We start from the raw sequence: 19717 nt of genomic DNA, 5'->3' as shown, positions 1-19717 counted from the left end.
AATTTTTGTTCCCTTTTCCCTACTCCCTACTCCCTACTCCCTGTTCCCTGTTCCCTGTTCCCTGTTCCCTTTGGTATAGCTGATAGCTGATAACTGATAGCTGATAGCTTAACTACTTACTTGCTGTAATAAAAACAAAACGGTCAGGAAATTCAAGGATAGATTGTTGAGCATATTTTTCTGAGATTTCTGCTAGACCTTCCTGTAACTGTTGATCATCAAATAATGACAGTAAGGACATATAGCGATTTGCTACCATTTTCAAGTATTGTTCTTTAGGAATTGACTGAAGATATTCAACAAAATCAACTGAGACGTTGAAGCCGACTTTTTCAAGTAAACTAGTTAGATCGTTATAGTTAGGCTGCCTTCTTTCATATCGCTCTAAAGCTTTCTTGAATAAAGGATACTCAATAGTAGGAGGCAGAAGGATTAGCAATAAAATTCCTCCACTAGTTAGCTTTTGAAACAAACTACTAAATAGTAATTCTTTATTGTCTATATGATGAATTGCTTCCTTCATATAGACCTTATTATAACCTGAGGTTTCAGAAACAAAAGTAATCGCATCTACTGCCCTAATTTGGTATTGAGGGCTTAAGGGGATTTGTGAGAGCATTTCTTCAGAAGGATCGACGCAGATAATCGGATTATCTAACTGTATTTCCTTCGGAATTGATTGGGTAAAAAGTCCTGTACCGCAGCCTAAATCCACAAGACTATCTGTTGAGGTTAAGCGTAAATATTCAATGATTTTTAACCCCATAAATCTAATGTAGTCTTCTGAGTAACTCCACAAATCATCATAGATACTCCCGATTCTTTTATAGTGTTTTTGATTCGAGCTACTCATGGCTTTAATTGCTATTGTTATTTATGATTATTATTAATATAGCGGTTTTCAATTGGTGAAGTACATGTTTTTAGGTAACAGGGAACAGCGGATCTGGGAAAAAATCCTGTGGAATAGGCATCTTGCCTGTTCGGCGATCTTTTGGCGCGGGCAGGATGCCCACTCTACCCGTGGAATAGGCATCTTGCCTGTTTGGGGAATAGGCATCTTGCCTGTTTGGCGATCTTTTGGGGCGGGCAGGATGCCCACTCTACTCCTATTCATTGAAAGATTCAGCAACGCCCGAAATCTAGTTAATCAACAGCAAACTCAGTGTATTGGCGCATGTTGGGGGAGTGGAAGCCAAGGACAATATCCTCAGCTGGAACACCCAGTTCAAGCAATTGGGTAGCAATGCCAATTTCCGTGCCATCATGCTGAATCCAGATTTTACCATTTTTGATATCTAAGTGGAGGCTACAGCCGTGGGTGCGACGGTTATCTTTCCAACCCGTGTGCAGTAACAGATAATGATCTCGTTCGGTGTCCAACACTGCTTGGGTTTCAATTTCCGGGAAGGTGGGTTTGCGATTGGCTCGTTCTAGAAGTAATTGCTGAATCCATTGACGATATTGTTCTACAGATTCTTCTACAGCCATTGCCGAATAACCTCCTGAGTTTGGTCATAGATGAGTAAATTGATTTGAGTCTTATCAATGACTGATCGTACAAACCGTCGCTGGAAAAAAGATTGGTAAATTGTTTCAGGAATAGCAAGGTAAAGATTACGTTGGGCATCAACTTCATTTAGGGCAAATTGATAGTTGATGCATTGCCCAAGGGCAGTATGAAAATCGGAGACAACGGATCGACCAATAAAGCTTTTGATTTCCACAGCAATTTTTTCTCCTGCTCGTTCTGCAGCGATTAGCTCTGCAGCAAGATCAATTTCAAAATCGACTCCCCCAACACTCAGTTGATAGGGATCGGCAGTAATTACCCAGTTCTCTTTTTCTAGGGCAGTTCTCACTGCATTGTGGAAAGGATCCTTTGCCATGAGCTTTTAAAATAAACAGGAAGCTTTTCTGGTAAAATTATATGCTAGAGCGAATGTATTTATCATTCCTTGGGTGATCGCACCACCAAACCTTAGTCTGAGATAGTTCACCGGTCTAGTGGGATATCTTCATACACGAGTGCGATCGCAAACTCAAAGCCAACGCTCTGTAGGGTGATCACATCTCCAGCTTGGTATGCCCTGTATAGCCACAACCGCCCTTCGCCCCTCCGGTAAATCTCGACGTTGATCTCGGTAGAGCTGATCAGGATGTATTCTTCCAGGCTGGGTAGAGTGCGATATTCTTTGAACTTATTCCCCCGATCGAGAGCTTCTGTACCGGGGGAAAGCACTTCAACGATAAGTTTTGGATATTGGATCGCGTTAATCGCTATTCTATCTCGCTGATCGCAGCTCACCACCACATCTGGATAACGGTAGATAGATTCGGTAACCTTTACTTTGGCATCAGCAATATTGATGCGACAGCCTTTGGGACGAACGTGGGGACGTAGGGCAGCTAGTAGATTAATCGCAATATCGTTGTGGGGAATGCTGCCACCTGTCATAGCCAAAATGTCACCATTAATAAATTCGTATCGAAGTTCTTGGTGTGGTTCCCATTCCAAGTAAGCTTCGACAGTCATTTTTTGGGACTGAGGATTGGCAATCATGGCAGAGTCTATGAATTACGTAGCTGGCCTTAGCATCGAGAACAAGTTTTAGATGATAGATACCACTGGTTCATATAAGTTACAACTTTACCTTACAACAGGGAGAGTCAGTACTAGACACGACATGGTTGATGTTTACTTCCAAGTAGAGACTTAATATTGAATTTAAGTGGGGTGGGTAAGTTTTGCCCACTCTACCGAAAAAACCTACTTTCTTCTACTAAAGAACCCTGGATCAAAGGGCCAGTGTCAGTCCTGTGTGACCGGATGTCTTGACAAGAATAGATAAGCGATCGCGAATAAAATTCCCAACGCCATCATCGTGGAACCAGGTTGGGTGCGATTCCTTGATCGATAGGCTACACTAACGTGCAAAAATCAATATACTGGGAATTAATGATAACGTTTAGGGATGATAACGCCAAAACTGGATAACCATATAACCATATAGGTTTATGAAACTTCCACAGGATGCCATCATTGCAACGGCCAAACTTACCAGATATTTGTTGGTTTGGCGTGATAACGATGATAAGTCAAAATTTTTAGCTCAGGCAGGCTATAGTCAAGAGAACTGGCAACAGTTAGAAATAGATTTGCGTTCCCAGATTTTGCCATTGGATGCGACTTTGAGCGATGAACCCAACCGATTTGGCGATGTTTATACCATTCGGGGCATTTTAGTAGGACCAAATGGAGTTGAACTAGACATCAAGACAATTTGGATGGTGGAGCATGAAACTCAACAGACAAAGTTTATCACCCTGTACCCAGATAAGGAGGCTAGATAATGGCATTTGAGTTATTTTCACGGGTGGCTCTGCGGGAAGATTTTCCCAAGCATAAGTTGCAGCAAGGGGATATTGCAACGATTGTCGATCACCATCCAATACAAGACGGAGAGGATGGTTATAGTCTGGAAGTTTTCAATGGGATCGGGGAAACGATCGCCGTTTTAGTGGTTTCAGAGTCACAAATTGAGTCATTAATGAAAAATGAGGTTCTGCATATCCGAAGATTGGATGAAGCCGTTTGAACCTACAACCCATCTATCTGATCAACGCTCAACCCCGTATATTGTGCAATATCCTTCAGGGGTAACCCTGCGGCCTTCATCTGTTTAGCAACGCCTGTCATAGAACACTTCACACCACTGATTTTTTAGTTCCATCACTGTATGGCGGGTGCGCTCACCCCACCGCAAACTCGGTATACTGCCTCATGATGGGTGCCTGATAGGCCAAGACAATATCCTGCTTTGGTACCCCTAGCTCAACTAACTGATCTGCGATCGCAATCTCCGACCCATCATGCTGTATCCAAATCTTGGCATCTTTAATATCCACATGTACAGAACAGCCATAAATACGTGTGGTGTTATTTTTCCAACCGGTATGAACCATTTGGTAATGATCCCGTTCCGTATCAAAAATGAGCTGGGTTTCGATGGCTGGATTCGCCGACTTAATACTGGCGCGTTTTTTAAGCAAGTCCTGAATGTGCTGTCGATATACCTCTAGTTTATCCATTGATTAATCTTTGGTTGCGAAATATCATAAACTACAATAGGAACCTGATTACACTTGATCGACTTTTGTATAAACGGATAACTTAAAAAACCACTGTAAATTTACTTTTAGTTATTAATTTCATCAGTTACTTGCTCCTGGAAAGAATTAGAAGCAAAAAGACCTCGTCCCACTTTCTTCCATCTCCCTTCTTTTACACCTTGATGCAATTGGTTAGCTAAGGAGTTTGTAGCACGGAGTTGTTCATGCTCAGATTTGGCATCAAAGAGTCTGCTGGCAATCTGTTTTCGGTTAACCGGAGCCGCGAATTTATCTAAGATAATCTCTACCGCTTCCCCGAATGTTTTACCTCTAAATTCTGGATATAACATATCTCTGGGATTGCGCTTGTTACCCTCCTCATCGTCTTGGTTTTCCCTTTGGTTTTCTTCAAAGGATTCCTCTTCTAATTCCTCATCAACAAAAGTTACTTGACCGACATTGCCACTTGAATTCACAGTGGGAGCTTGTTCAGATAAATGATTAGCATTAACCTCAAGTTCCCGGAAAGCACTCGATATTTCCGCTGCAATATCATCGTTTTCCGCTGCAATATCATCGTTTTCCGCTGCAATATCGTTGCTGGATAGTTCGGCTTCAAGCTTATTCTGATAATAGGCAACGTTTGCCCGTTTTTGCTCCACTAAAGCCTTTACCTCAACCAGGTTTGCTTCCGCTTCAGTAAGTTCTCGCTGGGTTTGTTCTAGCTGAGTTTTGATCCAATTAATATGGTCTTCTTGAGCAGATTTAAGATTCATGGTTGTCAGTTGCATGTCTTGTAAATCAAGCTTTTACGGAAAGTATAGCAGTATTTTTTTAGTTTTGCCATCCAATCGAGTTAAATTTTATTAAAAAAAACTTTTTTTTTGTTTCCTCAATCCCTTAGTATCCTTCTGTAATAATCCTGCTAAGGAAAGGTTTTCACAGCTACAGGACTTAGGCAAAACTTGTAAACCAACCCTATAACTACTAGGATGCATTAATAAAAACTGCTACAGCTATGTAGATTTACTGGGCAACTCCTGACTATCATGAGTATCTTATAGGATTGTGAATTATACCCCCCATAACTTTCAATTTAGCTTTAATTTAGCTGAACTATTTAATTTTTGCTATAACTTAAAAACAACTGTTTTCAGAGCTGCTGTTACTTTGTTACAAAATTAATCTCCCATCTAATTTTTTATAGTTAATATCCGCTATATTAATAAAGCTTATTTTTTCCTGAGTATCAGCTAATATTAAGCTGAAAATCCCCAAAAAATATTCTTATTAAATTTAAATTAGTTTCACTAGCTTTAGCTCCTAAAAAGTATTGTATGATGATCATCAACAAGCAATTGATACTGCAATTGTTTGTTGGCCACTCTCTAGAAAGCTGATCGCCCTAGGCTCAAGGCTGAATCCATAACTGGCCTCAGCCGTCAGCCGTCAGCCGTCAGCGGTCAGAAGTCAGCCGTCAGCTGAGGTAACAGAGATTAAACCAATGTAGGGGATAAGCTGATAGCACCTCAAGTAGCATCTCAAGTAGCGCATTAGCTGATAGCTGAAGGCTGAATGCTTACCTGTAAAGTTATAAACTTTTGTTAATTTCATCACCAAACAAGCCATTTAAGATAACCAGAATCTCTAGATAATTTGATTACTATGTCTCAAGTTGAATTGCAACGGTCCCAACTCATGATAAGTACAAGAAGAAGCAGTCAATCTCATCCCCGAAAGGTCATGAAGGGTTTAAAGTTAGTTTCATTAACATTACTGGCAATGGTGATGGTACTGGTGGTACATGCTGAGCCTAGTTTGGCACAGGAATCCGCTAGTAGTGGAGGATTCAATCCCCAAGAAATATTGCGCAATGCTTTGCAGTGGATTGATAGTCTAGGACCCATCGGAGCGATCGCATTTATCGCAATCTATATCATTGCTGCCGTAGCATTTTTGCCTGGGTCTATCCTTACCCTAGGGGCTGGGGTAGTATTTGGTGTTGTCTTAGGCTCAATCTATGTGTTCATCGGAGCCACTATCGGAGCCACGGCTGCTTTTCTGGTTGGGCGTTATCTAGCTAGGGACTGGATTGCTCAAAAAATTGCCGGAAATGACAAGTTTAGTGCCATTGATGAAGCAGTAGGTCAGGAAGGATTGAAAATTGTGTTCTTGACTCGACTCTCTCCTGTATTTCCCTTCAATCTCTTAAACTATGCCTATGGTCTAACTGGGGTTTCGCTAAAAGACTACGTCTTAGGCTCCTTTGGCATGATTCCAGGAACAGTAATGTACGTTTACATCGGTTCTTTGGCTGGAGACCTGGCCACTCTTGGTAGTGGTGAGGCACCAACCAATCCCACTTTCCAGTGGGCAATTCGGATTATTGGTTTTATCGCCACTGTGGCAATAACACTTTTTATTACTAATCTGGCTAAGAAGGCTTTAGCCAAAAGCGTTTCTAAGGAGACAGTTTAGGAGATTTAAGGTTAGGAGATTTAAGGTTAGCAGGTTGAAGGTTGAAGGTTAAAGGTTAGGAAGTTAAAGGTTAGGAAGTTGTTCCCGTAGCGTGGCCTATTGGCCAAGGTTAAAGGTTAGAAGGTTAAAGGTTATAGAGATCCGTGAATTTTTGTTCCCTACTCCCTACTCCCTGCTCCCTACTCCCTACTCCCTACTCCCTACTCCCTACTCCCTACTCCCTATTCCCTAAAACAAATAATTTAATTTTGAACTATCAAAGGAGTTATTATAAATGTCAAGTTCTCAATACCAAAGAGTTATTGTTCCACCCATGGACGAGTATAACCAGAGGTTGGTTAACTACGTTCATCCAGGGGATTGGGTTAATCCAAAACCTGTTGATTGTTATGACCTAGTAGTTATTGGTGCTGGTACAGCTGGATTAGTTACCGCAGCAGGTGCAGCAGGTATCGGTGTTGGTTTGAAAGTGGCGTTGATTGAACGGCATTTGATGGGTGGGGATTGTTTAAATGTAGGTTGTGTCCCCTCCAAGTGTTTGATTCGGTCATCTCGGGTAGTGGCTGAGATGCGCAATGCGGGAGCCTTTGGGGTTAAAGTTCCAGATAATATTGAAGTAGACTTCCCGGCAGTGATGGAACGGATGCGTCGGCTACGGGCAGGGATTAGCCATCACGATTCTGCTAAACGCTTCAAAGATACCTATGGTATTGATATATTTTTAGGAAATGGTCGGTTTACCGGTGATGATACCATCGAAGTAAACGATACTACCCTCAAGTTTAAGAAAGCGGTAATTGCTACAGGAGCAAGAGCAGTAAGACCCCGAGTTGAGGGCATGGAAGAGGCGGGGTATCTCACCAATGAAACGGTATTTTCTCTGACAGAACGTCCCAATCGACTAGCTGTTATTGGTGGCGGTCCCATTGGGTGTGAATTAGCTCAGTCTTTCCGCCGTTTAGGTTGTGAAGTAGTGCTGTTCCATCGCGGTTCTCACATTTTAAATAAAGAGGATGCTGACGCCGCTGATATTGTTCAAAAAGTCTTTTTAAAAGAAGGTATCCGTTTAGTCCTGGGTGCCAAATTGAACCGGGTCGAGAAGACAGAGGCAGGTAAGACATTACACTTCAATAGCTGCACTGGTTTGGAAGAGTCGGTCACAGTAGATGAAATTTTGATCGGTGCTGGACGTGCGCCCAATGTGGAAGGGTTAAATTTGGAATTGGTCGGGGTAGAGTATGACCAGCGTAAAGGAGTAAAGGTGAATGATTACCTTGAGACTACCAATCCCAAAATTTATGCTGCTGGTGATATTTGCATGGACTGGAAGTTTACCCATGCAGCGGATTCAGCAGCACGGATTGTGATTAAGAATACTCTATTTTCTCCCTTTGGCTTCGGTAAATATAAGCTGAGTAATTTGGTGATGCCTTGGGCAACCTATACTGATCCAGAAATTGCCCATGTCGGGATGTATGAACATGAAGCTCAAGCCAAAGGGTTTAATGTTAATACGATTAAAATTCCGTTTAGTACTGTAGACCGAGCGATCGCAGATGGCGAAGAAGAGGGATTTGTTAAAATTCACCACAAGAAGGGGTCAGATCAAATCCTGGGAGCAACTATTGTGGCAACTCATGCAGGGGAAATGATTTCTGAGGTGACTACAGCAATTGTCCATAAGATTGGTTTGAGTAAGCTTTCCAGCGTAATTCATCCCTATCCAACTCAAGCAGAAGGAATTAAAAAAGCGGCAGATGCCTATCGCCGCACCCTCTTAACACCAAGAACTAAAACATTTTTAGAATTCCTGACCAAGCTTTCTTAGGGAAAAAGGGGCGTTGCTTAATAATGGAATAATTTTAAGAGTTTTCTGGAATAGGCATCTTGGTGGAATGGGCATCTTGCCCGTTCCAATTCCCGGCGGGCAGGATGCCCACTCCACTCATAATAGGACTTGGTCAGCTCTCCCCATTTCCCTATCTCCCTACTCCCTCTTTGTCTTGACCTCCGATTGAAATAATCCAAAGGTTAAAAACCGCTATATTCAAATCATTCCATGATTAAGCAACGGCGTTTTATCTGCAGATGATTGCCAGTAGGCATCTAGGAAGCTAAATCTTGAGTAAATCAGGAAACAACCCTACCATCAGGCATAACCGTACCCCATAGTTCTGCATCCTTCCAGTCTACTTCAGCCAGATCCGCACTCTTGAGATTGGCAGCTCTCAAATCGGCTCCACTTAGCTTTGCTCGAGCAAGTTTCGCTCGACCTAGATTTGCCCTGTGAAGCTTGGCATCAGTCAAATTAGCTCTTTCCAATCCCGCACAACGCAACTTAGCCCCACTCAAATCAGCTCGGCTCAGGTTAGCCCCGCTTAAATCTGCTCGACTCAGATTCGCACCACTAAGGTTGATACCACTCAGATTAGCTTGAACTAGGTCGATAGCACAAAAATATCGTTCTCCTGCTGCGTACCTTTCTTGGAGTTCTTTGCTATTCATGTCGCCTTCCCCCGATTTGACTTTAGTTAAAGGTTTCTATTAAAAAGAGTAAAAATATCGCCCAACGTGACAAAGTAAACCAATATTTTTCCTATGCTAATAAACGCAAAAAAGTGCCTGTGTCATAACAAATATATCCACAGTCATCTTTGTAATTTAAGTACAATTACTAGTTATTTAGAGGGTGCATTTCAATGCCTGAAATTAGGCAAAAATTATAATAAAATTACCACACTTATCACACTCCTCACTTACCACACTCCCGACACTTATCAGAATTCTCATATTTACCACACTTCCTTGATTTTTTATAAATATGATATGCTCCCTATCTAGAATTATAGTTATTGTGATCACCAATCGCGTTTATATAGCAGTCGAAGTAAAGCTTAAGACATATTTATGCTCCCTGCTCCCTACTCCCTGCTCCCTTTCAAGCAAAATACTCTGTCCTAAACTATACTTCGGTTGCTATAAATAAAGTTGGCGCAGTTTCTTGAGTGCTCGAAACTTTTTTTGCCGAATATTTCCTTCCGTATACCGGGGATAGCCCTTACACTCTAAATGACTCGAAATTTCAGCATAGGAAAGCTTTTTAAAATAGAATAACTCCAAAATTTCTGAGTCTTCATCAGGAAGTTGTTTGATCTTCTCCCGCAGTTCTAAGTTCTCTATATACTGCATAGGGTGAGGATGACGGGAAGAGACCGCATTACTCTGCTCAGTCGAGAGTAAACGTTCCCACTTGTCGGAAGTAATATCTAAAAACCTCTTATGCTTACGGTGAACTCCTCTTACGTAATTAAAGGCAACTGTTCGCAACCAAGCCCTTGGATTAATAATTGGCTCTCTTAAGTCACCCTTAATTCGAACCAGTAACAGTTCCCCATCAACGTCTAAATGCAACTCTAGTCTCCCGGAGGCGATTAGTCTTTGGACAAGTAAAAAGACATCGCTTTTGATATCTTCATGGGTATACTTGCTCTTAAGATTAAATTGGCTAAGACGACTTTCTATTTGAGTAGATAGTGAATTTAACAGGTTGGCAAGTTCTTGCTGTTTCATCATTCTCCCCTGGTAGTAATTTTTATCTGGTTGTGCTTTGGCCATTTAAATTATTATCCTGATCATGCAAATTAGTGTAAATGGAATAACTTATGTTGTCACGATTGTCACGGTCGATAGGGCAGGCTATAAAAATAGTTTCTGCTCTGCCCAATAACAAAAAGCTACACTAAATTGCGACCAGCAAGCGCCAAGCCGATCATTTTCGCCTGTCAACTAAATCAGGACAAGACCTATCCGGTTCACAATTTTCTAAGGGTTCACAGGCTATAAGTCTTTTGAAGAACCGAACATGCACAGTAACCAGTCTTTCTTGGGACTCGTTAGCAAGTTGGTGAGTCTGATGAAACCCAACGCAGACTAACTCACCTTCTGTGAACTTTTTCTCGTCCTTTGTTCGGTAGCCCTGCTTTCCTTGTAAGTGCTCCACCGGATCATAAAAGCGGTGGGTAAGGGTTCCTTTGTAGACACGGATTATGCAAATTTGCTCTTCGTGGGTATGTACTTGTGAAAATTGACCCGGCTCCCAAGAAATAACAAAAATACCACCAAAAGGGGTCATACAAACTAAGCGGCGATGGTAGTCACTCTCTTTAAAACTAATAGATTGCTCGATTAGCTTTTGACTCAAATTAAGGTTCGCCGCAAGCTCTTTGAACCTCTCCATACTCATGTCTTGGGGCGCTATGGCATTTACCTGATAGATAAACTCGTCTAGCGAAAGGAGACCAGAGCAACCTGAAGAGGGAGAAGACTGCAAGGGCTGGCTGATCAGCTGATCTACCCTGTTAATGCACTGGTCAAACTGCAGATCTAATACTGCCAGGTCAAACATTTGTGCCATTCTCTCACCATCTTCTTGCGTAAGCTCTTTTTGAGTCGCTAGCTGGTAATACTCTTGAACCAACTGAACAAGCTCTGGCTGTTCGGGAAGATTATCTGGCTGACAGACTTCTCGGAGTATTGTTTTGAGTTGTTCTTTGGAATCTTCTGAAATTTCACCTTGACTGAACATAGTGACAAACTTCTACGTATTTAACAGGCGTTCCTTGATCTACTTTTCAAAAGCGCTTGCTCTTGGAAAGCTTGGTGTACATAAATAAGAGACCACAGGAAGCGAAACGTGACGCAGAGTTTTGTAAAGATTCTTGAAGGGTTATCACCAGAGGTGCTGGCTAAAAACTAATACTGCCCCTCACCACCGATTCCACGGCTCCCTACCACAACGATAACTGCGCCTGTTCATAGCTGGCCATTGGGTACTGGGTCAACGGGAGTTCTAGAGGTGAAGGCGCGTTCGCTACGCTACGCGATCGCAAAAGCACGCAAAATATACGGCCTTGCTTAATAATGGAATGATTTGAATAGTTTTGTGGAACGGGCATCTTGGTGGAACAGCCATCTTGGTGGAACTGGCATCTTGCCAGTTTCAATATATTCCCGGCGGGCAGAATGCCCACCCCACTCATATTTATCCAAAGATTCAGCAATGCCGAGAAAGCCAAAAGCCAAAAGCAAAGAGGGTTTTAAGCGATGCATTCCCTACTCCCTACTCCCTATTCCCTACTCCCTACTCCCTACTCCCTACTCCCTGTGCAATAGATAGTATAAAAAAAATACCATGGCCGTTGGCCACGCTACACGAACAGAGGAAAACTATGGCAACAGGGATGCTCCTTAACGGGCAATGGACTAACGAAGCCTATCAGCAAGACCCCCAAGGACGATTCATGCGTAATCCCACCAAATTCCGTAATTGGATTCGTGCTGATGGCTCCACAGACTATAAACCAGCCTCTGGACGCTACCATCTCTATGTTTCCTATGCTTGTCCCTGGGCGCACCGCACTCTGATTATGCGAGCCTTAAAGGGATTGGAGCAAGCAATTACCCTGTCCATTGTTGACCCATTGATGGATAAAGATGGATGGGAATTTTCCGATGGGCCTGGTTGTATCCCTGATACAGTGAATGGTGCTCGCTATCTGCGGGAAGTTTATATCAAAGCTGACCCTAACTGTACCGGACGGGTGACAGTTCCAGTACTTTGGGATAAGGAAACTGGCACGATTGTTAATAATGAATCCCGTGAAATTATTCGGATGTTTGACCTAGAGTTCGACGGGATTGCTCAGTCGGATATCAGCTTTTATCCGGAGAATTTACGGGAAGAGATTGATAAAACCATTGATGCCATTTACCAACCTATTAATAATGGTGTGTATCGAGCCGGATTCGCTACTACTCAGCAAGCCTATGAAGAAGGAGTAACTGAACTATTTGATGCCCTTGACTATTGGGAAGAGGTGTTAGGTAAACAGCTTTATCTCTGTGGCGATCGCATTACCGAAGCTGATTGGTGTATGTTTACCACTCTGCTACGTTTTGACTCAGTTTACTACGTCCATTTCAAATGTAATTGGCGACGAATTTTCGATTATCCCAATTTGTGGAATTATCTCAAAGACCTTTATCATCAGCCAGGGGTAAAGGAAACCTGTAATATTGACCACATTAAGCAGCATTATTATAGGAGTCATCCCTTTATTAATCCCTCTGGGATTGTTCCAAAAGGACCACAAATTAGTTTTAGTGATTAAGGCTATCAGCGATCAGCTATCAGTTATCAGCTATTAGTTATCAGCTATCAGCTATCAGCTATCAGCTTTCAGCTATTAGCTATCAGCTATCAGCTATCAGCTAATGTGTACTTGAGATGCTTTTGAATAAAACAGGTAAGCATTGGTTTAATCTGAGTTAAGTCACAGGCTAGAAGCCTGTGCCACAGCTGATGGCTGACCGCTGACCGCTGACCGCTGATGGCTGACCGCTGACCGCTGACCACTGACCGCTGATAACTTACCTATCAAGTTATTCTTGATTCAAGAAAGGAGACTTAGATTTTATTTTAAATACGGAATCTGAGAACTCACCAATGGAATCAGGGACAGATACAATTTCCGGTTCGGTGCGTTTTCCAAACATCAAAGTAGCCTTACTAGTAGAGGGAGAGAAAAGAATCTGTGTGATTTTGCTATAATCCCACCGTTTCTGATCATAGAGAGCAAGCACCTTCGTAAGATTCTCTAAAGTCATCTCCTCCTTATTCTCGAACATAAACTCAACAGGACGATTAAAGACTTTGTCCAAAAACGTGCCGTAAAACTCATCAATATAGAGGTTTCGAGTTTGTGTCATCATCAGTACCTTACGCAATTCCTGACTTAACTCATAGGCTCCGTTTTTGGTACAAATCACCTGCTCATTGATAGCAACCGATTTCTGAGACCGATTTTTGCGACAAGGATTATTGTTAGAAGACTGTACCACTCGTCCAGAGTTGAGGTCGTCGCCAAGTTGATCAAACTCATCAACCATGGTACGTGTGCCTTGGATTATACGCCTGCCTTCACGAATGGTATTGGTTACCTCTCGAACATCTCGACGGATTTCGCGGAGCTCATCGAATAATCCAGCAATCTCGAAGGTGCTAACATTGCTATTGTCATGCTTCCCAGGTACTATTCCGGCTGTTGCGGGAAGCATGTGCCACATCACGGACGCTGACAACAGGTAAGCTGAACCTTGGAAAATGAATTTGTGAACCATGACTATGGAATCCTGACTTAAAGTGGTCCACTATCTTTTTCTTTTGGCAAAATGAAAATCCGGAAACTTATCGAAAATTTTTCCGGATCTGGTTAACTTACCCTTGTATTATCAACTCCGGTTGAATACCCATGATTAAGAGTGTGGGGAGATGGGGAGATGGGGAGATGGGGAGATGGGGAGATGGGGAGATGGGGAGATGGACAGAATTATCACGGAAATAATTGTATAATATAATACAGATTTTTGATAATTTATACGTAATTAAAGTACCTACTCGCCGTAAAAAACCTACCCTTGTAAGCTACTCCCTACTCCCTACTCCCTACTCCCTACTCCCTACTCCCTACTCCCTATTCCCTATTTCCTCAATTTCCCTTCGATAGCGGGGACGTGCTGGTATTCCCCAGCATACTTGCTGCTCTGGGATATTACTAAAAACACTGCTGCGAGCACCAATTACGGCATTAGCTCCAATGTGGACACCGGGAGCAACAAAGCAATCGGCGGCAATCCAGGCTCCGTTACCAATATTAATCTCAGATGTGATTAAACCAAAGGCTGGGTCTTTCATATCGTGGCTACCAGTACAGAGGTAACATTTTTGAGAAATCACGCAATGACTACCAATGCGAATCCTATCCAAGCTGTAGAAAACCACATCATCCCCAATCCAACTGTAGTCACCAACTTCTACTTTCCACGGGTAAGTAAAACGAGCAGTGGGTCGAATGATCACATTAGTACCAATTTTGGCTCCAAATAGTTGTAGCAGCCATCGGCGGAAGCCATTGAAGTTATGAGGACTTAAGGGAAATGCGATCGCTTGCACCAACCACCAGAGTAAGATTAACCAGCCCGGACGTCCTCGGTCAAACCAAGATTGGTCGTACTGGCGTAAATCCACTAAGGGTTCTAAATCTAACGCTGGTAGTTTACTTAAGTCATTAGTCATAATTTAGACTCAGGTATTTGGAGAGACAACTGATGGCTTTGGTGTTACTGGTGTCTGTGCTGGTTCAGTTTTTTCTACATTCAGCTTACCGCTAAACTTTTGTAACTCATAGAGTTTGACCCCAATTTGATACTCATACTGACTCAACAGGCGTCCATAAATGTATCCAGCTTTTCCATCTAGAAAGCCCAGCTGGATAAAGTAAAATAAAATAAACCGCAGTATTGGTTTAAACGGTAGTCTAACCCAGATTTTTTTCAGAAACCGCTTACGCTGCACGGCGTCTCCAAACAAATTTCCCCCGATGGTGCCAGAGTCATCTTTACCTGTTAGTATATTCAGATAGACACGAGCTTCCCAATTAGAGTAGCGATTGTGCCGTTCTAGCCAATGGTAAATGTCCTTAAAGTCGATGTGCAGCATATCATTTTCAAGATAGCCAGCTTTGCCTTCTAAGACAACGTGTTCATGGACTTCGTTGTCTCCAGTATTGGGAATTCCTTCCGTTTTCAGGTTTTCGTAGCGACCTTTTTCGTGTTTAAACAACCGTAGATTCCAGTCTGGATATTTGCCCCCAAAACGAATCCATTGTCCTAGGAAGAATACTTTACGATTGATATAGTAGCCGTTATAATCATGATTTTCGATTGCCACAGCAATCTCATCCCAAAGTTCTGGAGTAATGCGTTCGTCACAATCAACAATTAATACCCATTGATTGCGGAATTCAAGATTGTCTAAACTCCAGTTCTTCTTTTTGGGCCAAAACCCATTAAAATGGAATTGAACTAGGTTTGCACCGTATTCTTCCACAATTTCAATGGAGCGATCGCTGCTTTGGGAATCGACAACAAACACTTCATCTGCTCTATTAACACTCTCAAGACAAGCTGGTAAATTAGCCTCTTCATTTTTGGCTGGAATTATAACTGATACCGGAAGTTTAGTGTTAGGGGATTTCATAATTAAACACCTGCAATTGTGGAAATTTTATTAAAAGTCTATTGGCCAATAATAACTAACAGCAAACCTTAACTAAAATTAAGGCTTATCAGTCAACATTGAACAGTCACCAATCAACCAAAAGTATCTGTGCTATTGCAAAGGGAACAGGGAACAGGGAACAGGGAACAGGGAGCAGGGAGCAGGGAGTAGGGAACAGGGAACAAACATTCTCTCAATTCCTACACGGATTGCTATATAATATAAGATTACCTCTTATCCAGTCTCATTAATTACTGGACTGGTTGTGGGATACAGAGGAGTTGCTCCTTTGTAGCATTCCTTTAATTACTGCACTCAGATAACCGATTTGACCATAGGCATAAACCAAATTATCAAAGCGCAGAGCTGGATTGCGGAAGTGCTTCAAGGATTTGTAGATTCCTCGCATCATTCGTTCACCTCCCCGTAACAATTGGGCAGTACCAGCACGACCAACCAATTGTTCCCGGTAACACTCGCTAATACCTTGCCACCAACCACGATTCAAAAACCAACGTTTATTGATTCGTTCTGGGGCAACATTGTGAGCCACTAGAGCATCAGGTAGATAAGCAACATGCCAACCATCCTGGAGAGCTAATTCTGTCATATGTAACTCTTCATTAGATAACAGATTTTTCCCCACACGACCTAAATTGACATCAAAACCACCGATTTTCTCCAGGAAAGTCCGCCTGATCGAGTAATTTAAACCTCTGGGAGTCAAACCAGGATTTTGGATCTCAATTACGGTTTCGCCTAGGTCATAAGCTCCCAAATTTCCGGCTAGGTCTGGTGACAACCAGGAGGGAGAGGTAATGCCATCTGGCCACAATAGGGTAACTTTACCACCAGCAATTGCTAGTTTCTCGTTGCTTTGATAAGCTTCGTAAATTGTCTTAAGCCAACGGGCACTGGCAACCGCATCATCATCCAGATAAGCTAAAATAGCAGCACGGGCAGTGGCCGCCCCGGTGTTACGAGCTACGGATAAACCAAGTACGGGTTCATAAATATAGTTTAGTCGAGAGTTGTCTAAGCGTTGGTCAACTATGTTACGGGTGCGATCGCTTGAGGCATTATCGACCACAATTACTTCATAATCGGCAAAATCCTGCTGTAGCAAGCTATCAATGGCTGCACCCAAATATTCTTCACGATTGTGGGTGCAGATGATGGCAGAAATTAGAGGCTCTGACATAGGGAACCTGATCGAGGAAGCTTCATTCTTAGTATTCCCTACTCAACCAAGATTGTTCAACCTTCTTGATTACCGTAATCAACCCATATACCCTTAATGAGTCATCAATCATTGGCACAGAAAAATTACACTGAAGTCAGTAGTTCTCGCTTCTTTACAAAGATTTCCATAGTTCAGTTCACTTTTTTCATCAGCATCTTTCAGAATTATTAATTGGATTGACTGAAACTTTTATTGGTTATGGCAGTTACTATCAAGCAGTTGAATCAATGGAAACAACAGGAGCGCCAGATTGTGGTGCTGACCGCTGCGGATTATGCGATCGCTCAGCTGTTGGATGAAGCGGGAGTAGACATAATCATGGTCGGGGATTCTCTAGCAATGGTTACGCTGGGTTACTCCACAACGCTGCCAGTGACCCTTGATGACATGATTCACCATGCCAAAGCGGTGTGTCGCGGTGTTAAACGGGCATTAGTGGTTTGTGATTTGCCGTTTTTGAGTTATCAGGAAAGTCCTCAGCAGGCAATCCACTCTGCCGGTCGAGTTTTGAAGGAAACTGGGGCAGTGGCAGTGAAGTTGGAGGGAGGATACCCTGCCATGGCTGAAACTGTGGCCAGACTTACCGCTGTGGGAATTCCGGTGATGGGTCATGTAGGTTTAACACCGCAGTCTATTCATCTACTGGGTTTACGGCAACAAGGAAAAACAGCGGAAACTGGGGAGCGGATTTTGCAGGATGCGATCGCATTGGAGCAAGCTGGTGCCTTTGCTATCGTTTTAGAGCATATTCCCCCCGATTTGGCAAGGTCAATTACACAAAAATTAACTATTTCCACCATTGGCATTGGAGCCGGACCCCACTGTGATGGGCAGGTGTTAGTTACAGCGGATTTACTAGGACTTTCCGAGCGCCAGCCACCCTTTGCTAAGTCTTATGTTAATTTGCGCCAGGTAATTACCCAAGCCGTGCAGGAGTTTAGTACTGAGGTTCGTTCTGGAAAATTTCCAAAAGACCAATAATCAAGATATCATTGAAGTAAAAGCTTCACGATGAACATAGATAGAAGATTTTTTATTATTGGCTGGATTAGTGCGATCGCTTATGGATTTTTTTCCAAGCTTAATGCTCAACCCTATAATCCAGCAGCTAGAGGAAAAATTGTTATCAATCAAATAGGCTATTACCCAACTGGGCCTAAGTTGGCTTTCTTAATCAATGCCCCCAATTCGGAAAAGAAGCAGGTTGAACTGGTTGATTTAATCACTCACAAAACGGTTTTTGTGACCAACCTGGGAAATTCTGTAAGCGATAAAGCCAGTAATGATAAAATTAGAGTTATTGATTTTACTAAATTCGATAAATCAGGTAGCTATTACCTCAAATACGGCTATAGTCAGTCTTATCCGTTTGGCATTGGTAAGCAAATCTATAAGGATACCTTTACAAAGCTACTCCGGTCATACTATTTGCAACGGTGCGGTGTTGCTGTAAATGATTCAGTATCTGGAGTAAAACATCCCCCCTGCCATCTCAAAGATGGGATTATTGCCCACAACGATGAGTTTCATAAAGCTGGTGACTTCAAATCTGCCCAAGGTGGCTGGCATAATTCTGGGGATTTTGCTAAATATGTTGCGCCAATGACAGTCACCATCGGACGGTTGTTAAACTTGTACGAGCAATATCCTAAATTATTTAGGGACAACCAATTAACTATACCAGAAAGCGGCAATGGTAGACCTGATCTACTCGATGAGGTCAAAGTAGGATTAGATTGGCTGTTGAAGATGCAGCGGGAGGATGGTGCTGTCTACCGCAAGTTGTCAGGAAAGAATTGGCCAGGGGAAATTCTACCCAATCAAGATACTCAAGCACGGTACATTTTTGGGATTTCGACACCTGAGACTGGCAAGTTTGCAGCAGTAATGGCAATGGCTGCTAGAGTTTATACTCCCTTTGACAAGCAACAAGCTCAAACCTACTTACAAGCGGCACAGAAAGCCTGGGGGTTTCTCCGAAAACAGCGATCTATGAAGGTGGATTGGCAAGAAGGAGATGACACCGGTTCAGGTAAGTATCTTTTTGGAGAGTGGGATCAGCAAGAATCCTTAAAAACCGATCAAGATGACCGCTTCTGGGCAGCCGTAGAACTGTATATTACTACAGGGAAGACTAGCTACGAGAAATACTTAGCTAAAACTATCACCGCCTTCGACTATGGTGAGTTTGGTTGGAAAGATCCCTCTCCTCTAGCAATGGTTAACTATTTGGTGCAGAAACAAAGGAAGGGGTCAGACAAACTGAAATTAGAAATCACAGCTAGGCTGATGAGAAGGGCGGATAGTCTGATGGAAAAGATTAACCGTAGTGGCTACCGTTTAGCTATTGATAAATTCCATTGGGCATCTAATCACAAGGTAGCTGAAGAAGGAATTACTCTACTCTATGCCTACCGCATCACTGGGAATCGAGGCTACTATAAGGCAGCTGTTGAGCAGTTAGATTATTTGCTGGGGCGGAATCATTTTAATCTTTGCTTTATTACCGGTGTTGGTAGCAACTCGGTGCGTAATGTTCATCACCGGATTTCCCGAGCTAAAAAAATTGTCATCCCTGGTCTGATGGTAGGGGGTCCTAATACTGATGCCCAGGATGAGATTGCGCCTAAAGGCTTGGGAATGTTGAGTTATGTAGATGATGAGCGGTCTTGGGCTACTAATGAATATGCTATTGATTACAATGCTTCGGTGATTGCCTTGATGGGGATGGTGATCGCACAGACTTAATTATTGATCACATGATG

General features: G+C 42.6%; 24 protein-coding genes. 10 read left to right on the top strand and 14 right to left on the bottom strand.

Annotation, left to right across the window (positions count from 1 at the left end; genetic code table 11):
- Window positions 1-112 precede the first annotated feature (112 nt).
- From F6K57_RS04990 to F6K57_RS04970, 5 genes are all read right to left on the bottom strand, one after another.
- Window positions 113-853: a class I SAM-dependent methyltransferase gene (locus tag F6K57_RS04990; protein WP_293065378.1), complete on the bottom strand. Its 741-nt coding sequence runs from the start codon at window positions 851-853 to the stop codon at window positions 113-115.
- A 48-nt stretch (window positions 854-901) separates the two neighbouring features.
- Window positions 902-1117 (bottom strand): hypothetical protein, encoded by a 216-nt coding sequence (locus tag F6K57_RS04985; RefSeq protein WP_293017860.1) that lies wholly within the window; start codon window positions 1115-1117, stop codon window positions 902-904.
- A gap of 29 nt (window positions 1118-1146) precedes the next feature.
- Entirely contained in the window at window positions 1147-1491 is a 345-nt protein-coding gene (locus F6K57_RS04980; RefSeq protein WP_293017859.1) for a XisI protein, read from the bottom strand.
- Entirely contained in the window at window positions 1482-1889 is a 408-nt protein-coding gene (locus F6K57_RS04975; RefSeq protein ID WP_293017858.1) for a XisH family protein, read from the bottom strand. The genes F6K57_RS04980 and F6K57_RS04975 overlap by 10 nt, the downstream gene beginning before the upstream one ends.
- 107 nt (window positions 1890-1996) lie before the next feature.
- Window positions 1997-2563: a Uma2 family endonuclease gene (locus F6K57_RS04970; RefSeq protein WP_293065374.1), complete on the bottom strand. Its 567-nt coding sequence runs from the start codon at window positions 2561-2563 to the stop codon at window positions 1997-1999.
- Window positions 2564-3018: 455 nt separating this feature from the next.
- Between F6K57_RS04970 and F6K57_RS04965 the strand changes: the two genes are divergently transcribed.
- The gene (locus F6K57_RS04965) at window positions 3019-3354 is read left to right on the top strand and encodes a DUF6883 domain-containing protein (RefSeq protein WP_293065372.1); all 336 of its coding nucleotides are present in this window, start codon (window positions 3019-3021) and stop codon (window positions 3352-3354) included.
- A complete protein-coding gene (locus F6K57_RS04960; protein WP_070395932.1) occupies window positions 3354-3599 on the top strand; it encodes a DUF4926 domain-containing protein in 246 nt (81 codons plus the stop codon). Before F6K57_RS04965 ends, F6K57_RS04960 begins: the two co-directional genes overlap by 1 nt.
- A 154-nt stretch (window positions 3600-3753) precedes the next feature.
- Here F6K57_RS04960 and F6K57_RS04955 read toward each other — a convergent pair whose 3' ends face one another.
- A complete protein-coding gene (locus F6K57_RS04955) occupies window positions 3754-4092 on the bottom strand; it encodes a XisI protein (protein WP_070395931.1) in 339 nt (112 codons plus the stop codon).
- A gap of 107 nt (window positions 4093-4199) precedes the next feature.
- Window positions 4200-4889 (bottom strand): hypothetical protein, encoded by a 690-nt coding sequence (locus tag F6K57_RS04950; protein WP_293065364.1) that lies wholly within the window; start codon window positions 4887-4889, stop codon window positions 4200-4202.
- A gap of 967 nt (window positions 4890-5856) precedes the next feature.
- On the opposite strand from F6K57_RS04950, the gene F6K57_RS04945 reads away from it, so the two are divergent.
- The 4 genes from F6K57_RS04945 (at window position 5857) to F6K57_RS04930 (ending at window position 8609) form a co-directional block, all read left to right on the top strand.
- The gene (locus F6K57_RS04945; RefSeq protein WP_293065361.1) at window positions 5857-6591 is read left to right on the top strand and encodes a TVP38/TMEM64 family protein; all 735 of its coding nucleotides are present in this window, start codon (window positions 5857-5859) and stop codon (window positions 6589-6591) included.
- A 91-nt stretch (window positions 6592-6682) separates the two neighbouring features.
- Window positions 6683-6823, top strand: a complete 141-nt coding sequence (locus tag F6K57_RS04940) for a hypothetical protein (RefSeq protein ID WP_293065358.1) — start codon at window positions 6683-6685, stop codon at window positions 6821-6823.
- 81 nt (window positions 6824-6904) lie between these two features.
- On the top strand, window positions 6905-8419 hold the full coding sequence (locus tag F6K57_RS04935; protein ID WP_364301349.1) for a mercuric reductase: 1515 nt from the start codon (window positions 6905-6907) through the stop codon (window positions 8417-8419).
- 13 nt (window positions 8420-8432) lie between these two features.
- Entirely contained in the window at window positions 8433-8609 is a 177-nt protein-coding gene (locus tag F6K57_RS04930) for a hypothetical protein (protein ID WP_293065352.1), read from the top strand.
- Window positions 8610-8721: 112 nt separating this feature from the next.
- On the opposite strand, the gene F6K57_RS04925 is transcribed toward F6K57_RS04930, so the two are convergent.
- The 3 genes from F6K57_RS04925 to F6K57_RS04915 form a co-directional block, all read right to left on the bottom strand.
- Window positions 8722-9096, bottom strand: a complete 375-nt coding sequence (locus tag F6K57_RS04925; protein WP_293065349.1) for a pentapeptide repeat-containing protein — start codon at window positions 9094-9096, stop codon at window positions 8722-8724.
- A gap of 471 nt (window positions 9097-9567) precedes the next feature.
- The gene (locus F6K57_RS04920) at window positions 9568-10206 is read right to left on the bottom strand and encodes a sigma-70 family RNA polymerase sigma factor (protein WP_293065346.1); all 639 of its coding nucleotides are present in this window, start codon (window positions 10204-10206) and stop codon (window positions 9568-9570) included.
- A 154-nt stretch (window positions 10207-10360) separates the two neighbouring features.
- Window positions 10361-11176, bottom strand: a complete 816-nt coding sequence (locus F6K57_RS04915) for a cysteine dioxygenase family protein (RefSeq protein ID WP_293065343.1) — start codon at window positions 11174-11176, stop codon at window positions 10361-10363.
- Window positions 11177-11531: 355 nt separating this feature from the next.
- On the opposite strand from F6K57_RS04915, the gene F6K57_RS04910 reads away from it, so the two are divergent.
- Window positions 11532-12761, top strand: a complete 1230-nt coding sequence (locus tag F6K57_RS04910; RefSeq protein WP_364301343.1) for a glutathione S-transferase family protein — start codon at window positions 11532-11534, stop codon at window positions 12759-12761.
- A 271-nt stretch (window positions 12762-13032) separates the two neighbouring features.
- Here the strand turns inward: F6K57_RS04910 and F6K57_RS04905 are convergent, their stop codons facing one another.
- The gene (locus tag F6K57_RS04905; RefSeq protein WP_293065341.1) at window positions 13033-13770 is read right to left on the bottom strand and encodes a hypothetical protein; all 738 of its coding nucleotides are present in this window, start codon (window positions 13768-13770) and stop codon (window positions 13033-13035) included.
- Between the two features lie 224 nt (window positions 13771-13994).
- On the opposite strand from F6K57_RS04905, the gene F6K57_RS04900 reads away from it, so the two are divergent.
- A complete protein-coding gene (locus F6K57_RS04900) occupies window positions 13995-14156 on the top strand; it encodes a hypothetical protein (RefSeq protein ID WP_293065338.1) in 162 nt (53 codons plus the stop codon).
- Here the strand turns inward: F6K57_RS04900 and hpsU are convergent.
- The 3 genes from hpsU to F6K57_RS04885 form a co-directional block, all read right to left on the bottom strand.
- Window positions 14117-14725: a hormogonium polysaccharide biosynthesis acetyltransferase HpsU gene (gene hpsU / locus F6K57_RS04895; RefSeq protein WP_293065335.1), complete on the bottom strand. Its 609-nt coding sequence runs from the start codon at window positions 14723-14725 to the stop codon at window positions 14117-14119. The two genes, F6K57_RS04900 and hpsU, sit on opposite strands and share 40 nt — an antisense overlap.
- 9 nt (window positions 14726-14734) lie before the next feature.
- A complete protein-coding gene (locus tag F6K57_RS04890) occupies window positions 14735-15688 on the bottom strand; it encodes a glycosyltransferase family 2 protein (RefSeq protein WP_293065333.1) in 954 nt (317 codons plus the stop codon).
- Window positions 15689-15956: 268 nt separating this feature from the next.
- Entirely contained in the window at window positions 15957-16910 is a 954-nt protein-coding gene (locus F6K57_RS04885; protein ID WP_293065330.1) for a glycosyltransferase family 2 protein, read from the bottom strand.
- A 240-nt stretch (window positions 16911-17150) separates the two neighbouring features.
- On the opposite strand from F6K57_RS04885, the gene panB reads away from it, so the two are divergent.
- Both panB and F6K57_RS04875 read left to right on the top strand, forming a co-directional pair.
- Window positions 17151-17933 carry a 3-methyl-2-oxobutanoate hydroxymethyltransferase gene (gene panB / locus F6K57_RS04880; RefSeq protein WP_293017833.1) on the top strand — a complete coding sequence of 261 codons (783 nt, stop codon included), beginning with the start codon at window positions 17151-17153 and terminating at the stop codon, window positions 17931-17933.
- Window positions 17934-17963: 30 nt separating this feature from the next.
- A complete protein-coding gene (locus tag F6K57_RS04875; protein ID WP_293065326.1) occupies window positions 17964-19700 on the top strand; it encodes a glycoside hydrolase family 9 protein in 1737 nt (578 codons plus the stop codon).
- The last annotated feature ends 17 nt before the right edge of the window (window positions 19701-19717 follow it).

Origin of the sequence: Moorena sp. SIO4A5, assembly GCF_010672005.1 — a bacterium.
Taxonomy (GTDB): domain Bacteria; phylum Cyanobacteriota; class Cyanobacteriia; order Cyanobacteriales; family Coleofasciculaceae; genus Moorena.
This window is presented reverse-complemented; position numbering and strand designations above follow the sequence as displayed.